Below are 19,228 nucleotides of genomic sequence, written 5' to 3'. Positions count from 1 at the left end.
TTACCTGCTAGCATTGTTTTTAAAGCATCTTCTTCTGTTGCTTTAATGTCTGCTTGTAAAGCGGTTAACTTAGTTAAAGAAGCAATTAATGGAAAACCTTCGTATTGATAGTTAATCCAATCTTGCTTAGTTTTATCTCTCTTTAAGACTTTACCATTTTCATCTCCAGTTTCAAACCTAGAAACGATAGTAGATTTCATGCTTTTTGGAGCAAGAGCTGCAACTTGAGTACGATAGTCTGTAATTCTTTTTAAGAATTCTTTACCACCTTCGGCAAGATTATCTCCTTGAAAGAATTTTTGATCTAGGTAATCTGCCTTATCCATTACTGCATAATCCGTTGGATCTTTAACGCCTTCCATCATTTCTGATTTTAGACCTTCCAAATAATCATAATACTCTTGGGATAATGTTTTGATTTTCTTTGCACCTTCATACACTTTTCCGAATTTCTCGGTGTTTTCTGATGCTTTAGTTTCTAAACTTCCTAGGAACAAATCGTTGCTCGCTGTAGTTTTCGCGTTAGAAGCTTCCATTTTAACATTCATAATACCGAATGCTGCAAGTACTTCTTTACTCATATTTAGGGCCAGCATACAAATGAAAACCAAATACATTAGGTTTACCATTTTCTGACGTGGTGACTGTTTTCCTCCTGCCATGTTTTTTCTAATTAGATTTTATTATTAATTTGGGGTTATACTAATCTCTAATTAGTTTTTACTCATTGCAGATAACATTCCACCGTACACTCCATTTAATGAAGATAGGTTCGTAGATAGAGATGCCATTTGATCTTTTAATGCACTTGCATTCATTACTACTTCTTCATTTACAGAAGCTTGCTTGCTTGCACTTTCTAATTGTACTTTGTAAAGACTGTTTAAAGACTCCATCTGAGAGGCAGCATGTACCATTTCATCCGAATACTTTTTAGTAGACTCCATTGCATCTACAGTAGGCGCTATTCCTTTTGCAGCTCCTTCAAAGTTCTTAATACTAGAACCTAAGCTCTCCATTAAGTTAGCATCGATACCAGCTTCTTGTAAAAGGTTATCTAACTTTTTAGATAATGAAGCATCCGCTTCTTTTGCTTCTACTGCATCATTAGTTACTCCGCTAGACATACCACCTGCTAATTCTGGGTATACTAAAGACCAATCGTATTCGTCGTCAATAGGCTCAAATGCACTAATAGCAAAAATAAGTGCCTCTGTAATAAGACCTACTGCTAATAATAATCCACCTGTTAATGGTCCAAATTCCCAGTGAAGAATTTTAAATAGAGCTCCAATAATTACAATAGAGGCTCCAAGACCATAGGCCATATTAAATAATTTCTTTGTTGATTTTGACTGTGCCATAATTTAATTTAATTTAAGGTTTAATAAATAATAAAGATTTGGTTAAAATTTGATACTTGTGTATTTAAATATACTTGTTAAAATAATTCTTATTTGGTTGCATCTTCCTCACCCATGTAATCTTGTACGGTTCTAAAACCAACATAACTACGTGCTGAATCTGCATATTCATAATCTCTGGTACTTACCTGTAGGAAATAAGCAACATCTTTCCATGATCCACCTCTAATAACTTTTCTTTCGTTACTACCATCACCACCATTAGGGTTCATTGTAGATACATACTCGTAAGAGTTAGGGTCGTAGCTAGAGTTTGTCCATTCGGACACATTACCAGCCATGTTATAAAGATTAAAGTCATTAGGCTCGTATGCTTTAGCTTCTACCGTATATAATGCTTGATCGGCTGCATAATCCCCACGTTGTGGTTTAAAGTTTGCCATAAAACATCCTGTATCACTTATTACATAAGGCCCACCCCAAGGATATGTTCCTCCTTCGATACCACCTCTTGCAGCATATTCCCATTCTGCTTCGGTAGGTAATCTAAACTTATTTACGAACTGAGCTCCTTTACTCTTTTGATCATCGTTTTTATACTTTGTTCTCCAGTTACAAAAAGCTTGTGCTTGCTTCCAAGTAATCCCAACTACAGGGTATTCACTATACGCATCATGCCAAAAGTAATCGTTGTGCATTGGTTCATTATACGAATATTCAAAATCGCGAATCCATACGGTTGTATCTGGATAAATTTCTAACTCTTCATGACGGATAAAGTCTTTTCTACTTTTGTTCCCTTTTCTAGAAGCACGTGCTGCAGCTTCAATATCCATCCAACTATACTTATACTTAAGCTTAGTTACATCTACTGTTCTTTGCCCGTTATAAGACTCTTCTTCAGGTATATAAAGAGAATCCATAACTTCTGTATAGTATTCATCTGGGTATTCTGAAACATCCCAAACTAACTCTTCGTCTTTATTTAAAGCTCTTCCTTCAGAACTAGTTTCGCCCATACCAGAATAATTATCTAACATGTATTTGTCGTAAACTGAAATTTTGGTGGTATCTGCATCTTTAAATACAAAATCGCCTATTCCTCCTTCTTCTGGACCAATACCTAACTCGTCTGCAAGAATTGCTAATTTTGTTCTAGTAATAGAATCTTTAACCCATTCTACAAATTGGCGATATTCGCTATTTGTAATTTCCGTGTCATCCATATAAAAAGAACGAACGGTTACTGTCTTGGTTGGTGCGTTGAGAACTTTCGCTTGGTCCTCTTCACTCTTACCCATAATAAAAGACCCTCTTGGGATCAATTCCATTCCATAGGGTTTTTCTGGATACCATTTCTTTCCTTGGACTCCAACTAGCTCTCCTTTAGTTTTAGACCCACAACTGGTGAGTAAAAAAACAAACGCTATAGATGATAACAATAGCTTCTTCATACTTTAGGTTAAATTTCGATTATGGTTAAAAATTGCAAACACAATTGTTTATTCTACTCTCTAAAACTACGATTTGAGTAAATTATTGTATTGTACTTGTAATCCTTTAAAAAAATTTTATTGTTAATTGAAGCCTTTTTTATAGGCCTTAAACCACCTTTCAGGAATATTTTGATTACATGCATCTAAATAGTCCTTTTCTGTGCATGGTAATAACGCAGGTGAATTTGTTTTAGTATGTGAAGACAAAATAGATGGTACTTCTACCCACCATCTTTCTGTTAATAAACTTTTATGAAAAATGAGTTCCTCATTTTCATTGGGCACTATATACTTAATAAAATCGGTATTAGAGTATGGAGATTCTGATATTCTAAAATTAAAACCTTCCACAAAGTACCACATTATTTGTGCAATAATCTGGCAAGATTGTATGGTGTTTTCCATCTCGTAAATACCAAATACGCCTACCTTATCGCTGATACCAGCATATCTGGCAATAGCACATATTTCTCGTCCAGTAAATCCATTAGGTGAAAAATTCTCTGAAAAACAAATTTCACTTGCCTTAATAGAACGAACATCTAGGCTTACCATGTGTGCATTTCTTAATACGGGTTCTGCTAAAGAAATATCATTAAACATTTCTCCTAATCTATAAGAGTCGAAAAACAAACGTTCCATTAAATCTAATTCTTCCTGAGCATTAAAATAACTCTGGTACCCTATATTAGAAAAGTTGAATAAATTATTTGGCTTATCGGTAATAATTTTACTCATATAAGAATGTGAAGATATCAATTCATCTTCCATTCCAAAATCGAAACGGCTATCTACAGCCACCAAGTTAATCATGTCTTTTAAGCCATCGAAAGCTCTATATGCAGCATAGGTTATATCTTGAGTTGCCCCAAGTATAATAGGCACTACATTTTCCTCAATTAAACCCGCAACAATTTCTTTAACTACAAAATAGGTGTCTTCTACCGATTCTCCTTCTTCTATATCGCCCATATCGACGATCGTAGAGTTCCAGTTTCCAGACATTAGTTTATAAAACTGAATTCTAATAACGGAAACATCTAATTTTTCTGTTTTCTTTTCAAAAGCGTTTCTAGACTCTTTTACTCCCAAAATAGCGATAGAGGCGTTTGCCAAGACTGGCAATCCATCTCTCTCGGTATGTACATGAATGTTTCTCCCTAAAGCCTGTTCTGGCAATAGCTCACAATGAGCCATAACTTTATCCTCTACAGGCACTAAAAAATCAAACGCCATATTTATTTTTTAGCTTTTGGTTTTGCCTTCGCTTTTGGTTTCGCCTTAGCTTTTGGCTTAGTTTTTGCTTTTTTCTTTGGTGTTTTTGCTTCAATTAAAGCTTTCGCTTCTTCTAAAGTCATAGCAGCGGCATCTACTGTTTTAGCAAGTTCTACTTTAATCTTACCTTTTAAAACATTATGCCTTCCCCATCTTGCTTTTTCAATACGTATACCTTCTTCTTCCCAGTTGTGTACAACTTTATCTATCTCTTTCTGCTTTTTAGCCTCAATCAATTCCTCGATATCCGCTTGTGATAGAGTATCAAAATCGTATTTTTTGTTTACGTTAATAAACATTCCATCCCATTTAATAAAAGGGCCAAAACGACCTACTCCTTTTACTACATCTTTATCTTCATAAGAAGCTATCGGAGCATCTGCTTTTTGTTTCTCTACAATAAGCTCAATTGCTCTTTCCATAGTAATATTCATGGCACTTTCATCTTTTGGTAAAGAAATAAACTTTTTACCAAAACGAACATACGGGCCAAATCTACCCACATTAGCAGCTACTTCTTCACCTTCATAAACGCCTAAATCTCTTGGCAGCTTAAAAAGTTCCATCGCGTCTTCAAAAGTTATACTTCCAAGGTTCTGCTCTGGCAACAAGCTAGCAAATAATGGTTTTTCTTCTTCTTCAACAGTACCAATTTGTACCATAGGTCCAAATCTTCCTAAACGTACGGAAACCTGTCTTCCCGTTTTAGGATCTTTACCTAAAATACGTTCTCCACTTGCGCGATCTGCATTTGCCTCTACATCTAATACCGTAGGATGAAAATCTTTGTAAAAAGCTTTCATTATTTTTTTCCAATCTTCTTCTCCACTGGCTATTTGATCAAAATCTTCTTCTACTTTGGCAGTAAAATTGTAATCTAAAATAGTAGCAAAATTGCTTACTAAGAAATCCGTTACAATCATACCTATATCTGTAGGTACCATTTTTCCTTTATCGGAACCGACTGTCTCTGTAAGGTTTTTTTCTTCTACCGCATTAGCCTCTAATACCAATTGCGTATATTTTCTTTCTACACCCTCTATTGTACCTTTTTCTACATATCCTCTATTTAATATAGTAGATATTGTTGGTGCGTAAGTAGAGGGTCTACCAATTCCTAATTCTTCTAATTTCTTAACTAAAGAAGCTTCTGTAAATCTATACGGTGCTCTAGAAAAACGCTCTGTAGCTGTAATATATTTATTATTTAATGCCTCTCCTACCTTCATTGCTGGCAGCATCCCTTCTTGTTCTTCTGCTTGATCTTCATCATCAGAACCTTCTAAATATACTTTTAAGAAACCATCAAATTTTATAACCTCTCCATTAGCCGTAAATTCTTCGGTATGGGTATTGGTTTTAATTTTTACATTGGTTCTCTCTAACTGGGCATCGCTCATTTGCGAAGCAATGGTACGTTTCCAGATAAGTTCATATAGTTTAGACTGATCTCTTTCTAAAGAAACCGATGAACGTAACATATCTGTAGGTCTTACTGCTTCATGGGCCTCTTGTGCTCCTTTAGATTTACCTGTAAAGTTTCTTATGGTGCTATAATCCTCACCATAATTCTGAACAATAGCATCTTTCGCAGCCTTCACAGCTTCTTCGGAAAGATTTACACTATCTGTTCTCATATAAGTTATGAGTCCAGCTTCATATAACCGTTGGGCTACTTGCATGGTTCTACCCACAGAAAAGTACAATTTCCTTGCTGCTTCTTGCTGCAAAGTAGAAGTTGTAAAGGGTGCTGATGGTGATTTCTTAGCTGGTTTTTTATCTAAGTTTCCGACTGAAAAATTAGCACTTATGTTTTTATTTAAAAATTCTTGCGCATCTGATTTTGAAGTAAAAGTCTTATTTAATTTTGCCGAAAAAACATTCCCTTGCTTCGTAATAAACTGAGCAACAACCTTATAAGAAGCAACAGGTGTAAAACCCTCAATACTACGTTCTCTTTCTACAATTAAACGAACAGCAACAGATTGTACTCTACCTGCTGAAAGTCCTGGTTTAATTTTTTTCCAAAGAACAGGTGATAATTGATACCCTACCAAACGGTCTAATACCCTTCTGGCTTGTTGCGCATTTACCAAGTTATAATTTATTTCCCTTGGATTTTCAATTGCTTTCTGAATTGCTGACTTAGTAATAGAGTTAAAAACAATACGCTTTGTCTTGTCTTTGTCTAATTTTAGCTCTTCTGCTAAATGCCAAGATATAGCTTCCCCCTCGCGATCCTCATCACTCGCTAGCCATACAGTTTCTGCTTTTTTTGCTAAATCTTTTAGTTTTTTAACTAAAGCTTTCTTATCACTGTCTACTATATACTTAGGTTCAAAATCCTTGTCAACATCGACACCTAATTCTTTAGAAGGTAAATCAGCGATATGACCAAAACTGGACTCTACTTTAAAATCTTTACCTAAAAACTTCTCTATGGTTTTTGCCTTTGCCGGCGACTCTACTATTACTAAATTCTTAGCCATTCATTAGTTTTTGAAGCTACAAAAGTAGTTGAATTTTTTAATTAAATGTGATACCTTATATATATGTATAAAAAAAAGCCTCTTAAAAAGAGACTTTTTCCTTATTGTTAAGCCTCCTTAGTTTAACGCTAAAGTGCTGATTAATTTAATGTTATTATTTAAATATTCATATTGATACAGAACCTCATCTCCTACCATTAACAATTGATTTTTCATAGGAATTACATCAAAAGTGTCAATATCTTTAAAGTGATTTAGTTGTTTTAAATCTTCAATGTCCGATTTATCATACACTTTTAATCCAGCACTTCCATCGCACACAAATAATTTTTCATCTTTAATTCCAAGTCCATAAGGGCTTTCTAAAGCATAGGTTTCTGCTAAAATAGGATTTGCTATATCCGAAATATCTACAATAAACAATCCGCTTTCTGTTGCTCCACAGGCATTACCACCTCTTAAAGTAACATAAGCGTAATCGCCATCTACCACCACAGGGTCGCAGGCTGTACCATGTTGAAATTCAGAAACAAAAGTAGGAGTTGCCGGTGTAGCAATATCATAAATATACATGCCACGCATGCTCCCTAAAAAAAGATAATTTCCTTTGTTGAAAATTGTCTCTATATCGAACCCTGCATACACATCTTCTAAATCTTTTGGGTTACTTAAATCCTCTATATTAAAAATATTTATAGTATGGCTATCTACCGCATATAAATAATCATCTACAATCTTAAACCGAGCTAAAGAACCGCCTTGACCTACGGAACCCGCATCCACTTCATTTGCAAACATAATATCTGTTCCTCCAAATCTCTTTTCGTAGTCTTCTACTAGGCGTCTTTCTGTAACGGTTTCCCACCCTATAATAATTTCATTTTCAGAATCTAGGTTCCCATACTCATAAAAATCAGCTACTGGCCAAATTACATTATCTCTTAATACATTTTTTAGCCGATTTACTATCTTAATATTATGGACATCTGATATATCTAAAACCATTAAATCTGTAAGACTATCCGCATACAGATAATCATCCTTTACAGAAATATCCACATTTCCTGCAATTTTAATAAACGCTATTTTTTTTGGTAAAGAAGGATTTGTGTTATCTATTACATGTACCCCTTTGTACTTATCGTTTATAAAAATATAGTCTTCATATGCGTAAATCTTCCCTGATTCATCAATAGGCATAGGAGCTATAATAGCTACACCTTCTTTAAACTCCGCTTTTGTCATCTTTAAAGGCTTAGCTACTAAATAATCTGCATATTTACCATCGTCTTCTTTTTCACAAGAAAACAACCCAAAAGAAATAACAACTAGCACTAAGACAATTTTAATTTTCATAACCCCTTGTTTTAATTGGTTATAGATTAGATGCGTAACTTAGTAATTGGTTGCAATAAATATTTTTTCTATTAAAAATTCTGGTATATTTTAGTAAAAATACCGCTGTTATGATCATACCTAACAGCTCCCAAATTCTTTAATAATTTAGTTTGCATAGAAAAAGGAGGTTTTAGAATATCTACTCCACTATTTTTTTTAAGCCGTATTCCTTGGCCTGTAATAATATCGATATTGGCAACATAATTTTTTAAAGGAAGATGTTCTGTTAGAATAAAGTATTTATAGTTCTTTAATTTTTGCAGAAGGTTATTTATTTCGGCATTGCTTAAATGTTGTATTACTTGCCGAACAATAACGCAGTCACCAATTGGTAAAACATCTTTACATACATCTAAACAATAAAACTCTAGATTATCATCTTTAAAAAGTTCTCTATTCCTTTCTATAAGAGCAGGCACTATATCTATTCCTATATATTTTTGGGTATGTTGTACTAATTGTTTTCCTACATTAAAATCGCCACAACCCAAATCGCACACAATCAATTTTTTATTAAACGAATTTAAAAACGTTGTAACTTCTATTATATATGGCTCTACCACATCTAACGCATGGGATCCCATCCCAGAATAAAAATCACTAGTAGCCTCTCCTCCCCATAACTTTTTCTCGTAAATTTGATTCATAACAGCCTTTGTAGGCCATGGCTCTTTCTTGCGTTTTTCGCTCATACTTACAAAGGTAAGCTCTTCCTTTATTTTTCTCAATTTATATATTGTAAGAACAATACGAACTCCTCTTAGGCATGCAACCCAAAGTGTTCTAATTTAATTTTACCAAAACTTTACAACTGTCAATTTGTCATAAATTTGATTTTAGCGTTATCTTTGCTCTTCTTTTAAAACTAAATGAAGCCAAGTAACTCCATGGAGAAAACCATAGACGAATCGATACAAGGAACCTCTGTTTCCACTGAAAATAAAGACAACAACAAGCGTAAACTTTATATAGAAAGTTATGGCTGCGCAATGAATTTTGCAGATAGCGAGGTTGTAGCATCTATATTAACCAAAGAAGGCTTTAATACCACTCAAAAGCTAGAGGATGCAGATTTAGTTTTAGTAAATACCTGTTCTATCCGCGATAAAGCAGAACAAACAGTTAGGAAACGTTTGGAAAAATTCAATGCTATAAAAAAGGAAAGACCACATCTTAAGGTTGGTGTTTTAGGTTGTATGGCAGAACGTCTTAAAAGCAAGTTTTTGGAGGAAGAAAAAATTGTGGACATGGTAGTTGGCCCAGATGCTTACAAAGACCTTCCTAATCTTATTCAAGAAATTGATGATGGTAAAAATGCTGTAAATGTAATTTTATCTAAAGAGGAAACTTACGGAGACATTGCCCCCGTTCGTTTACATACAAATGGAGTTAATGCTTTTGTTTCCATTACTCGCGGATGCGATAATATGTGTACCTTTTGCGTAGTTCCTTTTACCAGAGGAAGAGAACGTAGTAGAGAACCACAATCTATTCTAGAAGAGGTAAAAGATTTATGGGACAGAGGCTACAAAGAAATAACCTTACTAGGACAAAATGTAGATAGCTATTTATGGTATGGTGGCGGACTAAGAAAAGATTTTGATAACGCATCTGAAATGCAAAAGGCAACAGCTGTAAATTTTGCCAATTTGCTAGCCACTGTAGCCGAAGCACAGCCAAAAATGCGAATCCGTTTCTCTACCTCTAATCCGCAAGATATGACGCTAGAAGTTATCCGGACCATGGCCAAATACAAAAACATTTGCAAGCATATTCATTTGCCTGTGCAAAGTGGAAGCAATAGGATTCTTAAAGAAATGAACCGGTTACATACGATTGAAGAATATTTTATATTAATAGACAATATTCGCCAGATTCTTCCGAATTGCTCTATTTCCCAAGATATGATTACGGGTTTCCCAACAGAAACAGAAGAAGACCACCAAGACACCCTAAAGGCTTTAGATTATGTGAAATATGATTTTGGGTATATGTACGCCTATTCCGAAAGACCAGGAACTATGGCAGCCAGAAAATTAGAAGACGATATTCCAGAAAAAGTAAAGCAAAGAAGATTGGCAGAGATTATAGCCTTACAAAGAGGTCATTGCCAATATAGAAGCCAAGCGCATCTTGGAAAAACAGAAGAAGTACTAATTGAGGGAACTTCTAAAAAATCGAAAAACGAATGGATGGGAAGAAATTCTCAAAGTACCGTTGTTGTTTTTCCGAAAGAAAATTACAAAATAGGCGATTTTGTAAATGTAAAAATTGAAGATTGTACTTCTGCTACTCTAAAAGGTAAGGCAGTAGGCTATTCAGACAATAACTAAGATAAATTGGCATAAAAAAGTATTCTATGGAAAATATACAAGCCATAAAACAGCGATTTGAAATCATTGGCAACGACCCAAAACTCAACCGAGCTTTGGAAAAAGCCATACAAGTTGCACCTACCGATATTTCTGTTTTAGTAACAGGAGAAAGTGGCGTTGGTAAAGAAGCTATTCCTAAAATTATACATTCGCTCTCCCACAGAAAACACGCCAAATATATAGCTGTAAACTGTGGAGCCATTCCAGAAGGCACCATAGATAGCGAACTTTTTGGACACGAAAAAGGAGCATTTACAGGAGCTACATCTACCCGTAGTGGCTACTTTGAAGTTGCAGATGGAGGAACCATATTTTTAGATGAAGTAGGCGAATTGCCCTTGACAACACAAGTACGTTTATTACGTGTATTAGAAAATGGTGAATTTTTAAAAGTAGGATCCTCACAAGTACAAAAAACAGACGTTCGTATTGTAGCTGCTACAAACGTGAATATGTTTGAAGCCATTAAAAAAGAAAAATTTAGAGAAGACCTTTACTATCGTCTTAGTACTGTAGAAATAAATATTCCGCCGCTTAGAGAAAGAGAAGATGATATTCACTTATTATTTCGGAAATTTGCTTCCGATTTTGGACAGAAATATAAAATGCCAACTATTCGTTTAGATGAAAATGCGGTGCAACTACTATTAAAATATAGATGGCCAGGGAATATTCGTCAACTCCGTAATATTGCCGAGCAAGTTTCTGTATTAGAAGAAAAACGTAATATTTCTATAGCCACTTTAAACGGGTACCTTCCCAATGGAAACAGTAACACTTTACCTGCGCTAATTGACAAGGACAAGAAGGAAAGCGACTTTAGTAACGAGCGCGAAATTCTTTATAAGGTTTTGTTTGATATGAAAGGAGACCTTAATGACCTTAAGAAGCTTACCATGGAGTTGTTAAAAAACAACGACACACAGAAGGTTCAGGAAGAAAATGAGCATCTTATTCAAAAAATATATGGAGACAATGATGACACAGAAACACCTAAAGAAGAAAACTCTCCTTTACCCATTCTACAGTTACCAGAACCACAAATAGAAAATAATTTTGAAGCTTCTATCATAGACGATAAGTATCATTTTGCAGAAGAAATAGAAGAGGAAGAAACCTTATCTTTACAAGAGAAAGAGATTGAACTTATAAAAAAATCTCTAGAACGTAATAGAGGTAAACGCAAGGCTGCCGCCTCAGAGTTAGGCATATCCGAACGCACATTGTATCGAAAAATTAAACAATACGATTTATAAACTTCAGGAATGAATTTTTTATTAAAAACTAAAAACAGAGCGTTAATATTACTTCTTGCATTAAGCATAAGCAGTTGCGGTATCTATAACTTCACAGGAGGTAATCAAGGTTTAGCAAAAACTTTTCAAGTAAACTATTTTCAAAATTATGCTTCACAAAGCCCAGGCTCTACTTTTGAACCAGGCATGGATCGAGATTTTACGCAAGCATTGCAAGAACGCATAATGAACCAGTCTAGCTTAGATTTAGTTAATAACAATAACGCCGACTTATTGTACGAGGGCGAAATAACAGAGTATAGAATTTCCCCTATGAGCGCAACAGCACAACAAACTGCTGCACAAAACAGACTAACAGTAAGAGTAAAATGTAGGTTCTTCAATAAAACTAAAGAAGATGTAGATTTTGAACAAAATTTTTCTTTTTTCTACGATTACGATGCAAACGTACAGTTAACAAGTATTAAATCTGAAGCACACGAAGTTATTTTTGAACGTATAACGCAAGACATTTTTAATGCATCTTTAGCAGATTGGTAACTCCTTATGAATGTAGAAGACTTTACATATCTATTAAAAAATCCGGATAAGGTTGTTAACCCTATTCAGACCAATCAATTAGAAGAAATTATTAAAGAATACCCTTATTTTCAGGCCGCAAGAGCATTACACTTAAAAGGGTTAAAAAATCTAAATAGCTATAAATATAATAATGCTTTAAAAATTACTGCTGCATATACTACAGACAGAGATGTGCTTTTTAACTTTATAACAAGCAAAGACTTTTTACAAAACACAAAAAAAACATCTACGCCTCTAAAAAAAATTGATCTAGCAGATTTAAATGTTACTGCAGAAGAAATAAAAATACCTATTAAAGAAATACCATTAATAGAAGAATCGGAAGATAAACCTCTACCCCAGGATGCTAAAGACGCTAATAACATTTTAGACCCTGCATTATTTAAAACCAAGCAAGAGGAAGTAAGTCCTAACTCCAAAAAAGAAAACACAGAACTTACAAAAACCTCCAAAGACACTTTAGAAATAGGCTCCCCTTTACCTTTTAACCAAAAAGAAAAACATTCTTTCGCTGAATGGCTACAACTTACTTCTTTTAAGGAGATTAACAGAAAACCCGAGAAGAATAAAACTAAGAAAAAAGCAAAAGAAAACATTACCGCAAACCCCGTAATTAAAGATTCTAAAAAGAATAAATTTGACCGAATCGATCAGTTCATTGCTAAGAAGCCGAAAATAATTCCACAAAAAAATCTATCTGAAAAAATAGATATCAAAGCATCTACTACTTTAGATAAAAATGAATTAATGACGCAAACTTTAGCCAAGGTTTATTTGGAACAAAAAAAGTATAAAAAAGCCATCCAGGCTTATAAAATATTAAGTTTGAAATATCCAGAAAAAAGTAGTTTCTTTGCAGACCGAATTAAAGCGGTAGAAAAATTACAACAGGATAATAATTAAGTACAATGAGCACGTTTTCCATTTTTTTGATTCTTATAATCATCGTATGTTTCTTACTAATATTAGTAATAATGGTGCAAAACCCTAAAGGTGGCGGACTTTCTTCCTCTTTTGGCGGAGGTGGCCAACAAGTTGTTGGTGGCGTTAAAAAGACTGGCGATTTCTTAGATAAAAGTACATGGACATTATCTGCGCTATTAGTTGTACTAATTTTAGCTTCTAACATTGCACTAAAAGGAAACTTTGGCACTGCAGACTCTAAATTATTACAAGGAGATGATATCGAAACTATTGTCCCTGAGGAGACTGCTCCTGCAGAAGTTACAACACCTGCTCCAGCAACAGAAGATGCTACACCGACAGGCGAGGAATAAAAAATTACATTACAACATATAAAAATGCCAGCTTTATGACAAGCTGGCATTTTTTGTTTTAAATATGGCAGTAAATTAGCAATGGCATAATTACTGCCTAACTTAACCTAGAATTTAATAAACAAATTAAAAAAATTATATAATGGCTAAAGTAAACATTCAACCATTAGCAGATAGAGTTCTTATTGAGCCAATGGCTGCTGAGACCAAAACCGCTTCTGGAATCTATATCCCAGATACCGCTAAAGAAAAACCACAAAAAGGAAAAGTTGTTGCAGTTGGCCCAGGAACCAAAGATGAAGCTGTAACTGTAAAAATTGGAGATTCTGTCCTTTATGGAAAATACGCAGGAACAGAATTAAAATTAGAAGGAACAGACTATTTAATGATGCGCGAAAGCGATATTTTGGCAATAGTCTAAATTGCTTTTAGCTATTAGCCTTTTGCTTTTAGCTTCTATTAAAACAAATTATAAAACCAAGCCGACAGCAAAAAGCTAGAGGCAAAAAAAGTCTACACAAATGGCAAAAGATATAAAATTTGATATTGAAGCAAGAGATGGCCTTAAAAGAGGTGTCGATGCTTTAGCAAACGCAGTAAAAGTTACATTAGGACCTAAAGGAAGAAATGTAATTATTAGTAAATCCTTTGGAGCTCCTGCAGTTACTAAAGATGGTGTTACTGTTGCAAAAGAAATAGAATTAGCAGACCCATTAGAAAATATGGGTGCGCAAATGGTAAAAGAAGTAGCATCTAAAACCAACGATTTAGCTGGTGATGGTACAACAACGGCAACTGTTCTTGCACAAGCAATTGTAAAAGAAGGTTTAAAAAATGTTGCTGCTGGCGCTAATCCAATGGATTTAAAAAGAGGTATCGACAAAGCAGTAGAAGCTATTGTTGAGGATCTTGCTAAGCAATCTAAAAAAGTAGGAGATTCTTCTGAAAAAATTAAACAAGTTGCTTCTATTTCTGCCAACAACGACCATACTATTGGCGATTTAATCGCTAAAGCTTTTGGAAAAGTTGGTAAAGAAGGTGTTATCACTGTTGAAGAAGCTAAAGGAACAGAAACTTATGTGGATGTTGTAGAAGGAATGCAGTTTGACAGAGGGTACCTTTCTCCTTACTTTGTTACCGATTCGGAAAAAATGATTGCCGACTTAGAGAGTCCCTATATTTTATTGTTCGACAAGAAAATATCTGCAATGAAAGATTTACTTCCTGTATTAGAGCCTGTTGCTCAATCTGGAAAACCTCTTTTAATTATTGCTGAGGATGTAGATGGCGAGGCTCTTGCTACTTTGGTAGTGAACAAATTAAGAGGTTCTCTTAAAATAGCTGCCGTAAAAGCTCCAGGATTTGGAGACAGAAGAAAAGCTATGTTAGAAGATATAGCAATCTTAACTGGTGGTACTGTTATTTCTGAAGAAAGAGGATTCTCTTTAGAAAACACAACTCTAGAAATGCTAGGTACTTGTGAAAAAGTTGCTATAGACAAAGACAATACTACAATTGTTAATGGTGGAGGCGATGCTAAAACTATAAAAACAAGAGTAAACCAAATTAAGGCTCAAATAGAGACTACAACTTCAGATTACGACAAAGAAAAATTACAAGAGCGTTTAGCTAAATTAGCTGGCGGTGTTGCTGTTCTTTATGTTGGTGCTGCTTCTGAAGTAGAAATGAAAGAGAAAAAAGATAGAGTTGATGATGCCCTACATGCAACCAGAGCTGCTGTTGAAGAAGGTATTGTTGCTGGTGGTGGTGTTGCTTTAGTAAGAGCAAAATCTGTTTTAGGAAAAATAAAAACTGAAAACGCAGACGAAGAAACTGGCTTACAAATTGTTGCCAGAGCCATAGAAGCTCCTTTAAGAACTATTGTAGAAAATGCTGGCGGAGAAGGTTCTGTTGTAGTTTCTAAAGTACTAGAAGGCAAAGGAGATTACGGATACGATGCTAAATCTGAACAATATGTTGAAATGATGAAAGCTGGTATTATTGATCCTAAAAAAGTAACTCGTGTTGCTTTAGAGAATGCTGCTTCTGTTTCAGGAATGATTCTTACTACAGAATGTGCATTAACAGATATTAAAGAAGATACCCCTGCTATGCCTCCAATGGGCGGTGGCGGAATGCCTGGCATGATGTAGATAACCGGAAGGCTATATACAAATAGGTATAAAATAAAACCCGTATTGAAAATGTTCAATACGGGTTTTCTATTTTTAAGAACTAACTCCTAATGTTTATCCCCATGTTGCTCACTATCATCTGAATTATCCTCTCGGTATTTGCAACAAGGATGCACACTATCGTAAGCTTCATCTGTAGCTTTTAACTCTTTGGTATCGTGCCCAACAGCCACAAGAGCTGTTTTTATTTTCATAGGGTTCGTTTTACGCTCATCCACAATTAAGGAAAGCTGATGCGAAGGAATATCCCATTGCGCATACTTAACTCCCTTACAACTTAAAGCTGCCTTTTCTATTCGCATTTTACACATTTCGCACTTTCCATCTACCTCGAAAGACATTTTTTTATTTTTCTCTTGAGCGAAAGTTGTTATCGTTGTTAGTACAAATGCTACCATTATTTTTTTCATCTTGTTATATTTTACGTCAAACCAAATTGGCCCAACAAGTTACTAAAGTTTAAATCTAAATCCACCATAAAACATACGACCCATAATTGGTGCATATACCATACTAGTATCAAAATTAGCGCCAAAAGGATTATCACTTCCTAAAATAGGATTGTTTTGTGTATAATTCGTTAAATTTTCTCCTCCTAAATAAATTTCAAACTTCTTAGAAAACACTTTTGTTATTTGCGCATTCATTAAACTATAAGAATCCGAATACTCGTTTAATTGATATGCTATAGGATTAGAGCTTGTATTTGGTAGGCGCTGCTTCCCCAAACTGTGCAATGTATAATCCATCCGCCATTGAGAACCATTTTCTTTTGGAGTAGTATTATATCCCAAATTTGCAAAAAATCGATGTTGGGCTTGTAGTGGCTTTTGTAAAGAGCCGCTTTTATAATCTGTCTTTACATCGTAATACTTATAAGCGGTGCGAAACTCTACATTCTTTAAAATTTTATGATTTACCTCTAGTTGAAAACTATTTGCATAACTCTTGCCATCTAAATTATAAAAAGAAATTTCCTGAGGGTTTTCCCAATCTACCACAATCTGATTCTTAAAGTTAGTTTTATAAAAATCTATTGTAATATTTCCTTTTCTCTCTAACCAATTAAATCCTTGCAAAAAACTTACTCCATAGTTCCATGCATCTTCGGCTTTAAGACCATAAACATTTCCAGATGTTTCTTGTATATTAATTTGCCTTGCCGAAGCAAAAAGCTGCTGATTCTCCGCAAATATATTAGCTGCTCGTTTACCTCTACCCACAGACCCTCGAAGACTAGCTTTCTCCCATGGCGTATACCGCACATGCAATCTCGGAGTAATAAAACTACCCAAACGATTATGTGTGTCTGCTCTTAACCCAGCAGTTAAACTTAACTTCTCCAGATTAGTAAAACTATACTCAAAAAATGCCCCGACAGAAGTATCTACTCTTGAATAATCCGTAACATTAACCATTTCGTCATAACCATCATAAGCAAAAGTTATTCCCGTTTTAAACTTACTCTGGGTATCTCCTATAATAGAATTAAATAAAAGATTAGAATAGATACTCTCATGGTTAATATTGTACTCATTAAATCCAAAATAAGAATCTTGTTTATGAATACTATAAGATGCCTGAAAACCAAAACTCTGAAATGGCATTTCTGGAAACACATAACCCAATTTCACAGAAGTATCAAAGCGACGGGTATCTATTTCGCTCCCCCATGCATTGGTAGTAAATTTATCTGTGTATGGGTTAAAATTAGATTCCCCAACTTGTTTTTCATCATTTAAAAAACGCACATTAAAAAAGCTTACCCACCCCATTTCTGGGTTTTGGTATTGCCAACGGCTCATTACATTTAATTGGTTAGCTAAAGGAGCATCTAAAAACCCATCGGCATTACCATCTTCTTTTTGATCTCTTCTATTGGCATGAATATAAAGACCTGTACTTAATTTATCGGACAACTTTTTATTAAAATGAGTGTTGAGCTCTAGCCTTCCATTCTTATTTCCATAGCCATTAATAAAAATAGCATTATCTGTTAGCGGTTTTACTAATTCTGTATTTATTTGTCCCGAAATACTTTCATAGCCATTCACCACACTACCCGCTCCTTTAGTAATCTGTATACTTTCTACCCAAGTACCTGGCGTAAATGTTAAGCCATAGGCCTGCGAAGCTCCACGAACCATAGGTATATTCTCTTGTGTAATTAACAGATAGGGACTTGTAAGACCTAACATTTGAATCTGTTTTGTTCCTGTTAAGGCATCCGAAAAATTTACATCAATTGCCGGATTCGTCTCAAAACTTTCAGACAAATTACAACAGGCCGCTTTAAGTAATTCTGCACTATTAACCGTTATAACATTTTGCGCACTAAAAAATGTTTTCTGCACAGCATCTCTTTTCTGCTGAACCACTACTTCATCCAAAGCATTAGACGGCTGTAAAAAATGATGTACTTTCTTAGGAGCATCAACTAGCAATGTATCCGATTCAAAACCCACATAGCTAATTACCAATTTATTATATTCTTTTAAATAAGGGATAGAAAATAACCCTTCTGCATTAGTCACTGTTCCTGTTTGCGAGTACAGCCAGTACACATTAGCACCTTCCAAAGCTATATGTTTTTCTGCTGTATTAGCTTCCATAACCATCCCCTCTACTCTATCCTGAGAAACACAGAATAATGGTACCATTAAGGCAATTATAAATAAGTTCCTCATGATTTATAAATTAAGGTATTGAACTAACATAACGATAGCCATAACTAACATAATGGCATTTTCTATAAATGTAGCTTCCGTCATTGGTAGTTTAAGAGCTGTTCCTAAACATGCACAACGTATACTTTTTTTATCTAACAAGGTTTTAATTACACCAATAGTGGTTATTCCTAAAACGATAATAGTCAACACCAACGCCATCGGTATCTGGAAACGCATTAAGAAAAACAAACCTAAGGTTAGTTCTACAAAAGGATACACCCATCCATAAGCAGGGATTAGCTTTGCCAATGGGTCATACATTTTAAAACTTTCGGGAAACCCCTTTAAATCTAGCAACTTAAAAAAGCTAAAGACAATATAGAACAGTCCCATAAAATCTAGCATTGCATTTGCCGTATTCCATTCTCTAAAATTTAATAAGAATGCGGCTGAAAAAAGATATAAAAATATTAATAATAATGGTTTTAGTTGCTTCAACTTAGAAACACTTTCTTCTCCTTGCACTTGCCTTTCCGACTCAGAAAAACTTATCGTTTTTTCCACAATTGTATATTTACTCCCAAGAGCTGATTGTAAAACCTCTACACCTATTAGTTCTTTTGTAATTAGGCGAGCCTCTGAATTTTCTAACTGCACCTCTGCATTAGACACTCCTTCTATTTCGAGAAGTTTTTTTGTAACGGAGGCTACACAGCCACCACACGTCATTCCGTTTATATTATATATTTTTTCCATTCTTTATTATTTTTGATTTATTATTTGTTTCCGAAGTAAGAGACAGGAAACAACAAAACGCGACATGGGAATTTTCCAAATCACGAAAACTAATTA

The 19,228-nt window shown here is 34.7% G+C and carries 16 protein-coding genes and 1 pseudogene; 7 read left to right on the top strand and 10 right to left on the bottom strand.

Going from position 1 to position 19,228, the window contains the following annotated elements; all coding sequences use genetic code 11:
* From QZZ51_RS11650 to QZZ51_RS11620, 7 genes and pseudogenes are all read right to left on the bottom strand, one after another.
* Positions 1–581, bottom strand: a pseudogene (locus QZZ51_RS11650) (gliding motility protein GldM); the annotation flags it as partial.
* 132 nt (positions 582–713) lie between these two features.
* Positions 714–1,364 carry a gliding motility protein GldL gene (gene gldL, locus QZZ51_RS11645; protein WP_291869794.1) on the bottom strand — a complete coding sequence of 217 codons (651 nt, stop codon included), beginning with the start codon at positions 1,362–1,364 and terminating at the stop codon, positions 714–716.
* 89 nt (positions 1,365–1,453) lie between these two features.
* Positions 1,454–2,818, bottom strand: coding sequence for a gliding motility lipoprotein GldK (gene gldK / locus QZZ51_RS11640; RefSeq protein ID WP_291869793.1), 1,365 nt, complete (start codon positions 2,816–2,818; stop codon positions 1,454–1,456).
* 123 nt (positions 2,819–2,941) lie between these two features.
* Entirely contained in the window at positions 2,942–4,096 is a 1,155-nt protein-coding gene (locus QZZ51_RS11635) for a formimidoylglutamase (RefSeq protein ID WP_291869791.1), read from the bottom strand.
* Positions 4,097–4,098: 2 nt separating this feature from the next.
* Positions 4,099–6,624 carry a type I DNA topoisomerase gene (gene topA / locus QZZ51_RS11630; protein WP_291869788.1) on the bottom strand — a complete coding sequence of 842 codons (2,526 nt, stop codon included), beginning with the start codon at positions 6,622–6,624 and terminating at the stop codon, positions 4,099–4,101.
* A gap of 117 nt (positions 6,625–6,741) precedes the next feature.
* Positions 6,742–7,980 (bottom strand): hypothetical protein, encoded by a 1,239-nt coding sequence (locus QZZ51_RS11625; RefSeq protein WP_291869786.1) that lies wholly within the window; start codon positions 7,978–7,980, stop codon positions 6,742–6,744.
* Between the two features lie 71 nt (positions 7,981–8,051).
* On the bottom strand, positions 8,052–8,714 hold the full coding sequence (locus QZZ51_RS11620; RefSeq protein ID WP_291869798.1) for a class I SAM-dependent methyltransferase: 663 nt from the start codon (positions 8,712–8,714) through the stop codon (positions 8,052–8,054).
* 195 nt (positions 8,715–8,909) lie between these two features.
* Between QZZ51_RS11620 and miaB the strand changes: the two genes are divergently transcribed.
* The 7 genes from miaB to groL all read left to right on the top strand — a co-directional run bounded on the left by miaB (position 8,910) and on the right by groL (position 15,665).
* Positions 8,910–10,355, top strand: coding sequence for a tRNA (N6-isopentenyl adenosine(37)-C2)-methylthiotransferase MiaB (gene miaB, locus QZZ51_RS11615; RefSeq protein WP_291869796.1), 1,446 nt, complete (start codon positions 8,910–8,912; stop codon positions 10,353–10,355).
* A 26-nt stretch (positions 10,356–10,381) separates the two neighbouring features.
* On the top strand, positions 10,382–11,653 hold the full coding sequence (locus tag QZZ51_RS11610) for a sigma-54 dependent transcriptional regulator (protein WP_291869784.1): 1,272 nt from the start codon (positions 10,382–10,384) through the stop codon (positions 11,651–11,653).
* A gap of 9 nt (positions 11,654–11,662) precedes the next feature.
* Positions 11,663–12,193 carry an LptE family protein gene (locus QZZ51_RS11605; RefSeq protein WP_291869782.1) on the top strand — a complete coding sequence of 177 codons (531 nt, stop codon included), beginning with the start codon at positions 11,663–11,665 and terminating at the stop codon, positions 12,191–12,193.
* A 6-nt stretch (positions 12,194–12,199) separates the two neighbouring features.
* A complete protein-coding gene (locus tag QZZ51_RS11600) occupies positions 12,200–13,138 on the top strand; it encodes a hypothetical protein (protein ID WP_291869780.1) in 939 nt (312 codons plus the stop codon).
* A 5-nt stretch (positions 13,139–13,143) separates the two neighbouring features.
* Positions 13,144–13,512, top strand: a complete 369-nt coding sequence (gene secG, locus QZZ51_RS11595; RefSeq protein ID WP_291869778.1) for a preprotein translocase subunit SecG — start codon at positions 13,144–13,146, stop codon at positions 13,510–13,512.
* A 142-nt stretch (positions 13,513–13,654) separates the two neighbouring features.
* Positions 13,655–13,933, top strand: coding sequence for a co-chaperone GroES (locus QZZ51_RS11590; protein WP_291869776.1), 279 nt, complete (start codon positions 13,655–13,657; stop codon positions 13,931–13,933).
* 100 nt (positions 13,934–14,033) lie between these two features.
* Positions 14,034–15,665 carry a chaperonin GroEL gene (groL, locus tag QZZ51_RS11585; protein WP_291869774.1) on the top strand — a complete coding sequence of 544 codons (1,632 nt, stop codon included), beginning with the start codon at positions 14,034–14,036 and terminating at the stop codon, positions 15,663–15,665.
* A gap of 89 nt (positions 15,666–15,754) precedes the next feature.
* On the opposite strand, the gene QZZ51_RS11580 is transcribed toward groL, so the two are convergent.
* The 3 genes from QZZ51_RS11580 to QZZ51_RS11570 are packed head-to-tail and all read right to left on the bottom strand — an operon-like array spanning position 15,755 to position 19,132.
* Entirely contained in the window at positions 15,755–16,117 is a 363-nt protein-coding gene (locus tag QZZ51_RS11580; RefSeq protein ID WP_291869772.1) for a heavy-metal-associated domain-containing protein, read from the bottom strand.
* 42 nt (positions 16,118–16,159) lie between these two features.
* The gene (locus tag QZZ51_RS11575) at positions 16,160–18,394 is read right to left on the bottom strand and encodes a TonB-dependent receptor (protein ID WP_291869770.1); all 2,235 of its coding nucleotides are present in this window, start codon (positions 18,392–18,394) and stop codon (positions 16,160–16,162) included.
* Positions 18,395–18,397: 3 nt separating this feature from the next.
* Positions 18,398–19,132: a heavy metal-associated domain-containing protein gene (locus tag QZZ51_RS11570; RefSeq protein ID WP_291869768.1), complete on the bottom strand. Its 735-nt coding sequence runs from the start codon at positions 19,130–19,132 to the stop codon at positions 18,398–18,400.
* Positions 19,133–19,228 lie beyond the last annotated feature (96 nt).

The organism is Maribacter sp. (assembly GCF_016744255.1).
GTDB lineage: Bacteria > Bacteroidota > Bacteroidia > Flavobacteriales > Flavobacteriaceae > Maribacter_B.
Note: the sequence above shows the minus strand (reverse complement) of the source record. Positions and strands in the feature narration are given on the sequence as shown.

Excerpts from the sequence above, each read along its gene's own strand:
- gldL (WP_291869794.1), bottom strand. The coding sequence starts at position 1,364 with ATGGCACAGTCAAAATCAACAAAGAAATTATTTAATATGGCCTATGGT.
- gldK (WP_291869793.1), bottom strand. The coding sequence starts at position 2,818 with ATGAAGAAGCTATTGTTATCATCTATAGCGTTTGTTTTTTTACTCACC.
- QZZ51_RS11635 (WP_291869791.1), bottom strand. The coding sequence starts at position 4,096 with ATGGCGTTTGATTTTTTAGTGCCTGTAGAGGATAAAGTTATGGCTCAT.
- topA (WP_291869788.1), bottom strand. The coding sequence starts at position 6,624 with ATGGCTAAGAATTTAGTAATAGTAGAGTCGCCGGCAAAGGCAAAAACC.
- QZZ51_RS11625 (WP_291869786.1), bottom strand. The coding sequence starts at position 7,980 with ATGAAAATTAAAATTGTCTTAGTGCTAGTTGTTATTTCTTTTGGGTTG.
- QZZ51_RS11620 (WP_291869798.1), bottom strand. The coding sequence starts at position 8,714 with ATGAGCGAAAAACGCAAGAAAGAGCCATGGCCTACAAAGGCTGTTATG.
- miaB (WP_291869796.1), top strand. The coding sequence starts at position 8,910 with ATGGAGAAAACCATAGACGAATCGATACAAGGAACCTCTGTTTCCACT.
- QZZ51_RS11610 (WP_291869784.1), top strand. The coding sequence starts at position 10,382 with ATGGAAAATATACAAGCCATAAAACAGCGATTTGAAATCATTGGCAAC.
- QZZ51_RS11605 (WP_291869782.1), top strand. The coding sequence starts at position 11,663 with ATGAATTTTTTATTAAAAACTAAAAACAGAGCGTTAATATTACTTCTT.
- QZZ51_RS11600 (WP_291869780.1), top strand. The coding sequence starts at position 12,200 with ATGAATGTAGAAGACTTTACATATCTATTAAAAAATCCGGATAAGGTT.
- secG (WP_291869778.1), top strand. The coding sequence starts at position 13,144 with ATGAGCACGTTTTCCATTTTTTTGATTCTTATAATCATCGTATGTTTC.
- QZZ51_RS11590 (WP_291869776.1), top strand. The coding sequence starts at position 13,655 with ATGGCTAAAGTAAACATTCAACCATTAGCAGATAGAGTTCTTATTGAG.
- groL (WP_291869774.1), top strand. The coding sequence starts at position 14,034 with ATGGCAAAAGATATAAAATTTGATATTGAAGCAAGAGATGGCCTTAAA.
- QZZ51_RS11580 (WP_291869772.1), bottom strand. The coding sequence starts at position 16,117 with ATGAAAAAAATAATGGTAGCATTTGTACTAACAACGATAACAACTTTC.
- QZZ51_RS11575 (WP_291869770.1), bottom strand. The coding sequence starts at position 18,394 with ATGAGGAACTTATTTATAATTGCCTTAATGGTACCATTATTCTGTGTT.
- QZZ51_RS11570 (WP_291869768.1), bottom strand. The coding sequence starts at position 19,132 with ATGGAAAAAATATATAATATAAACGGAATGACGTGTGGTGGCTGTGTA.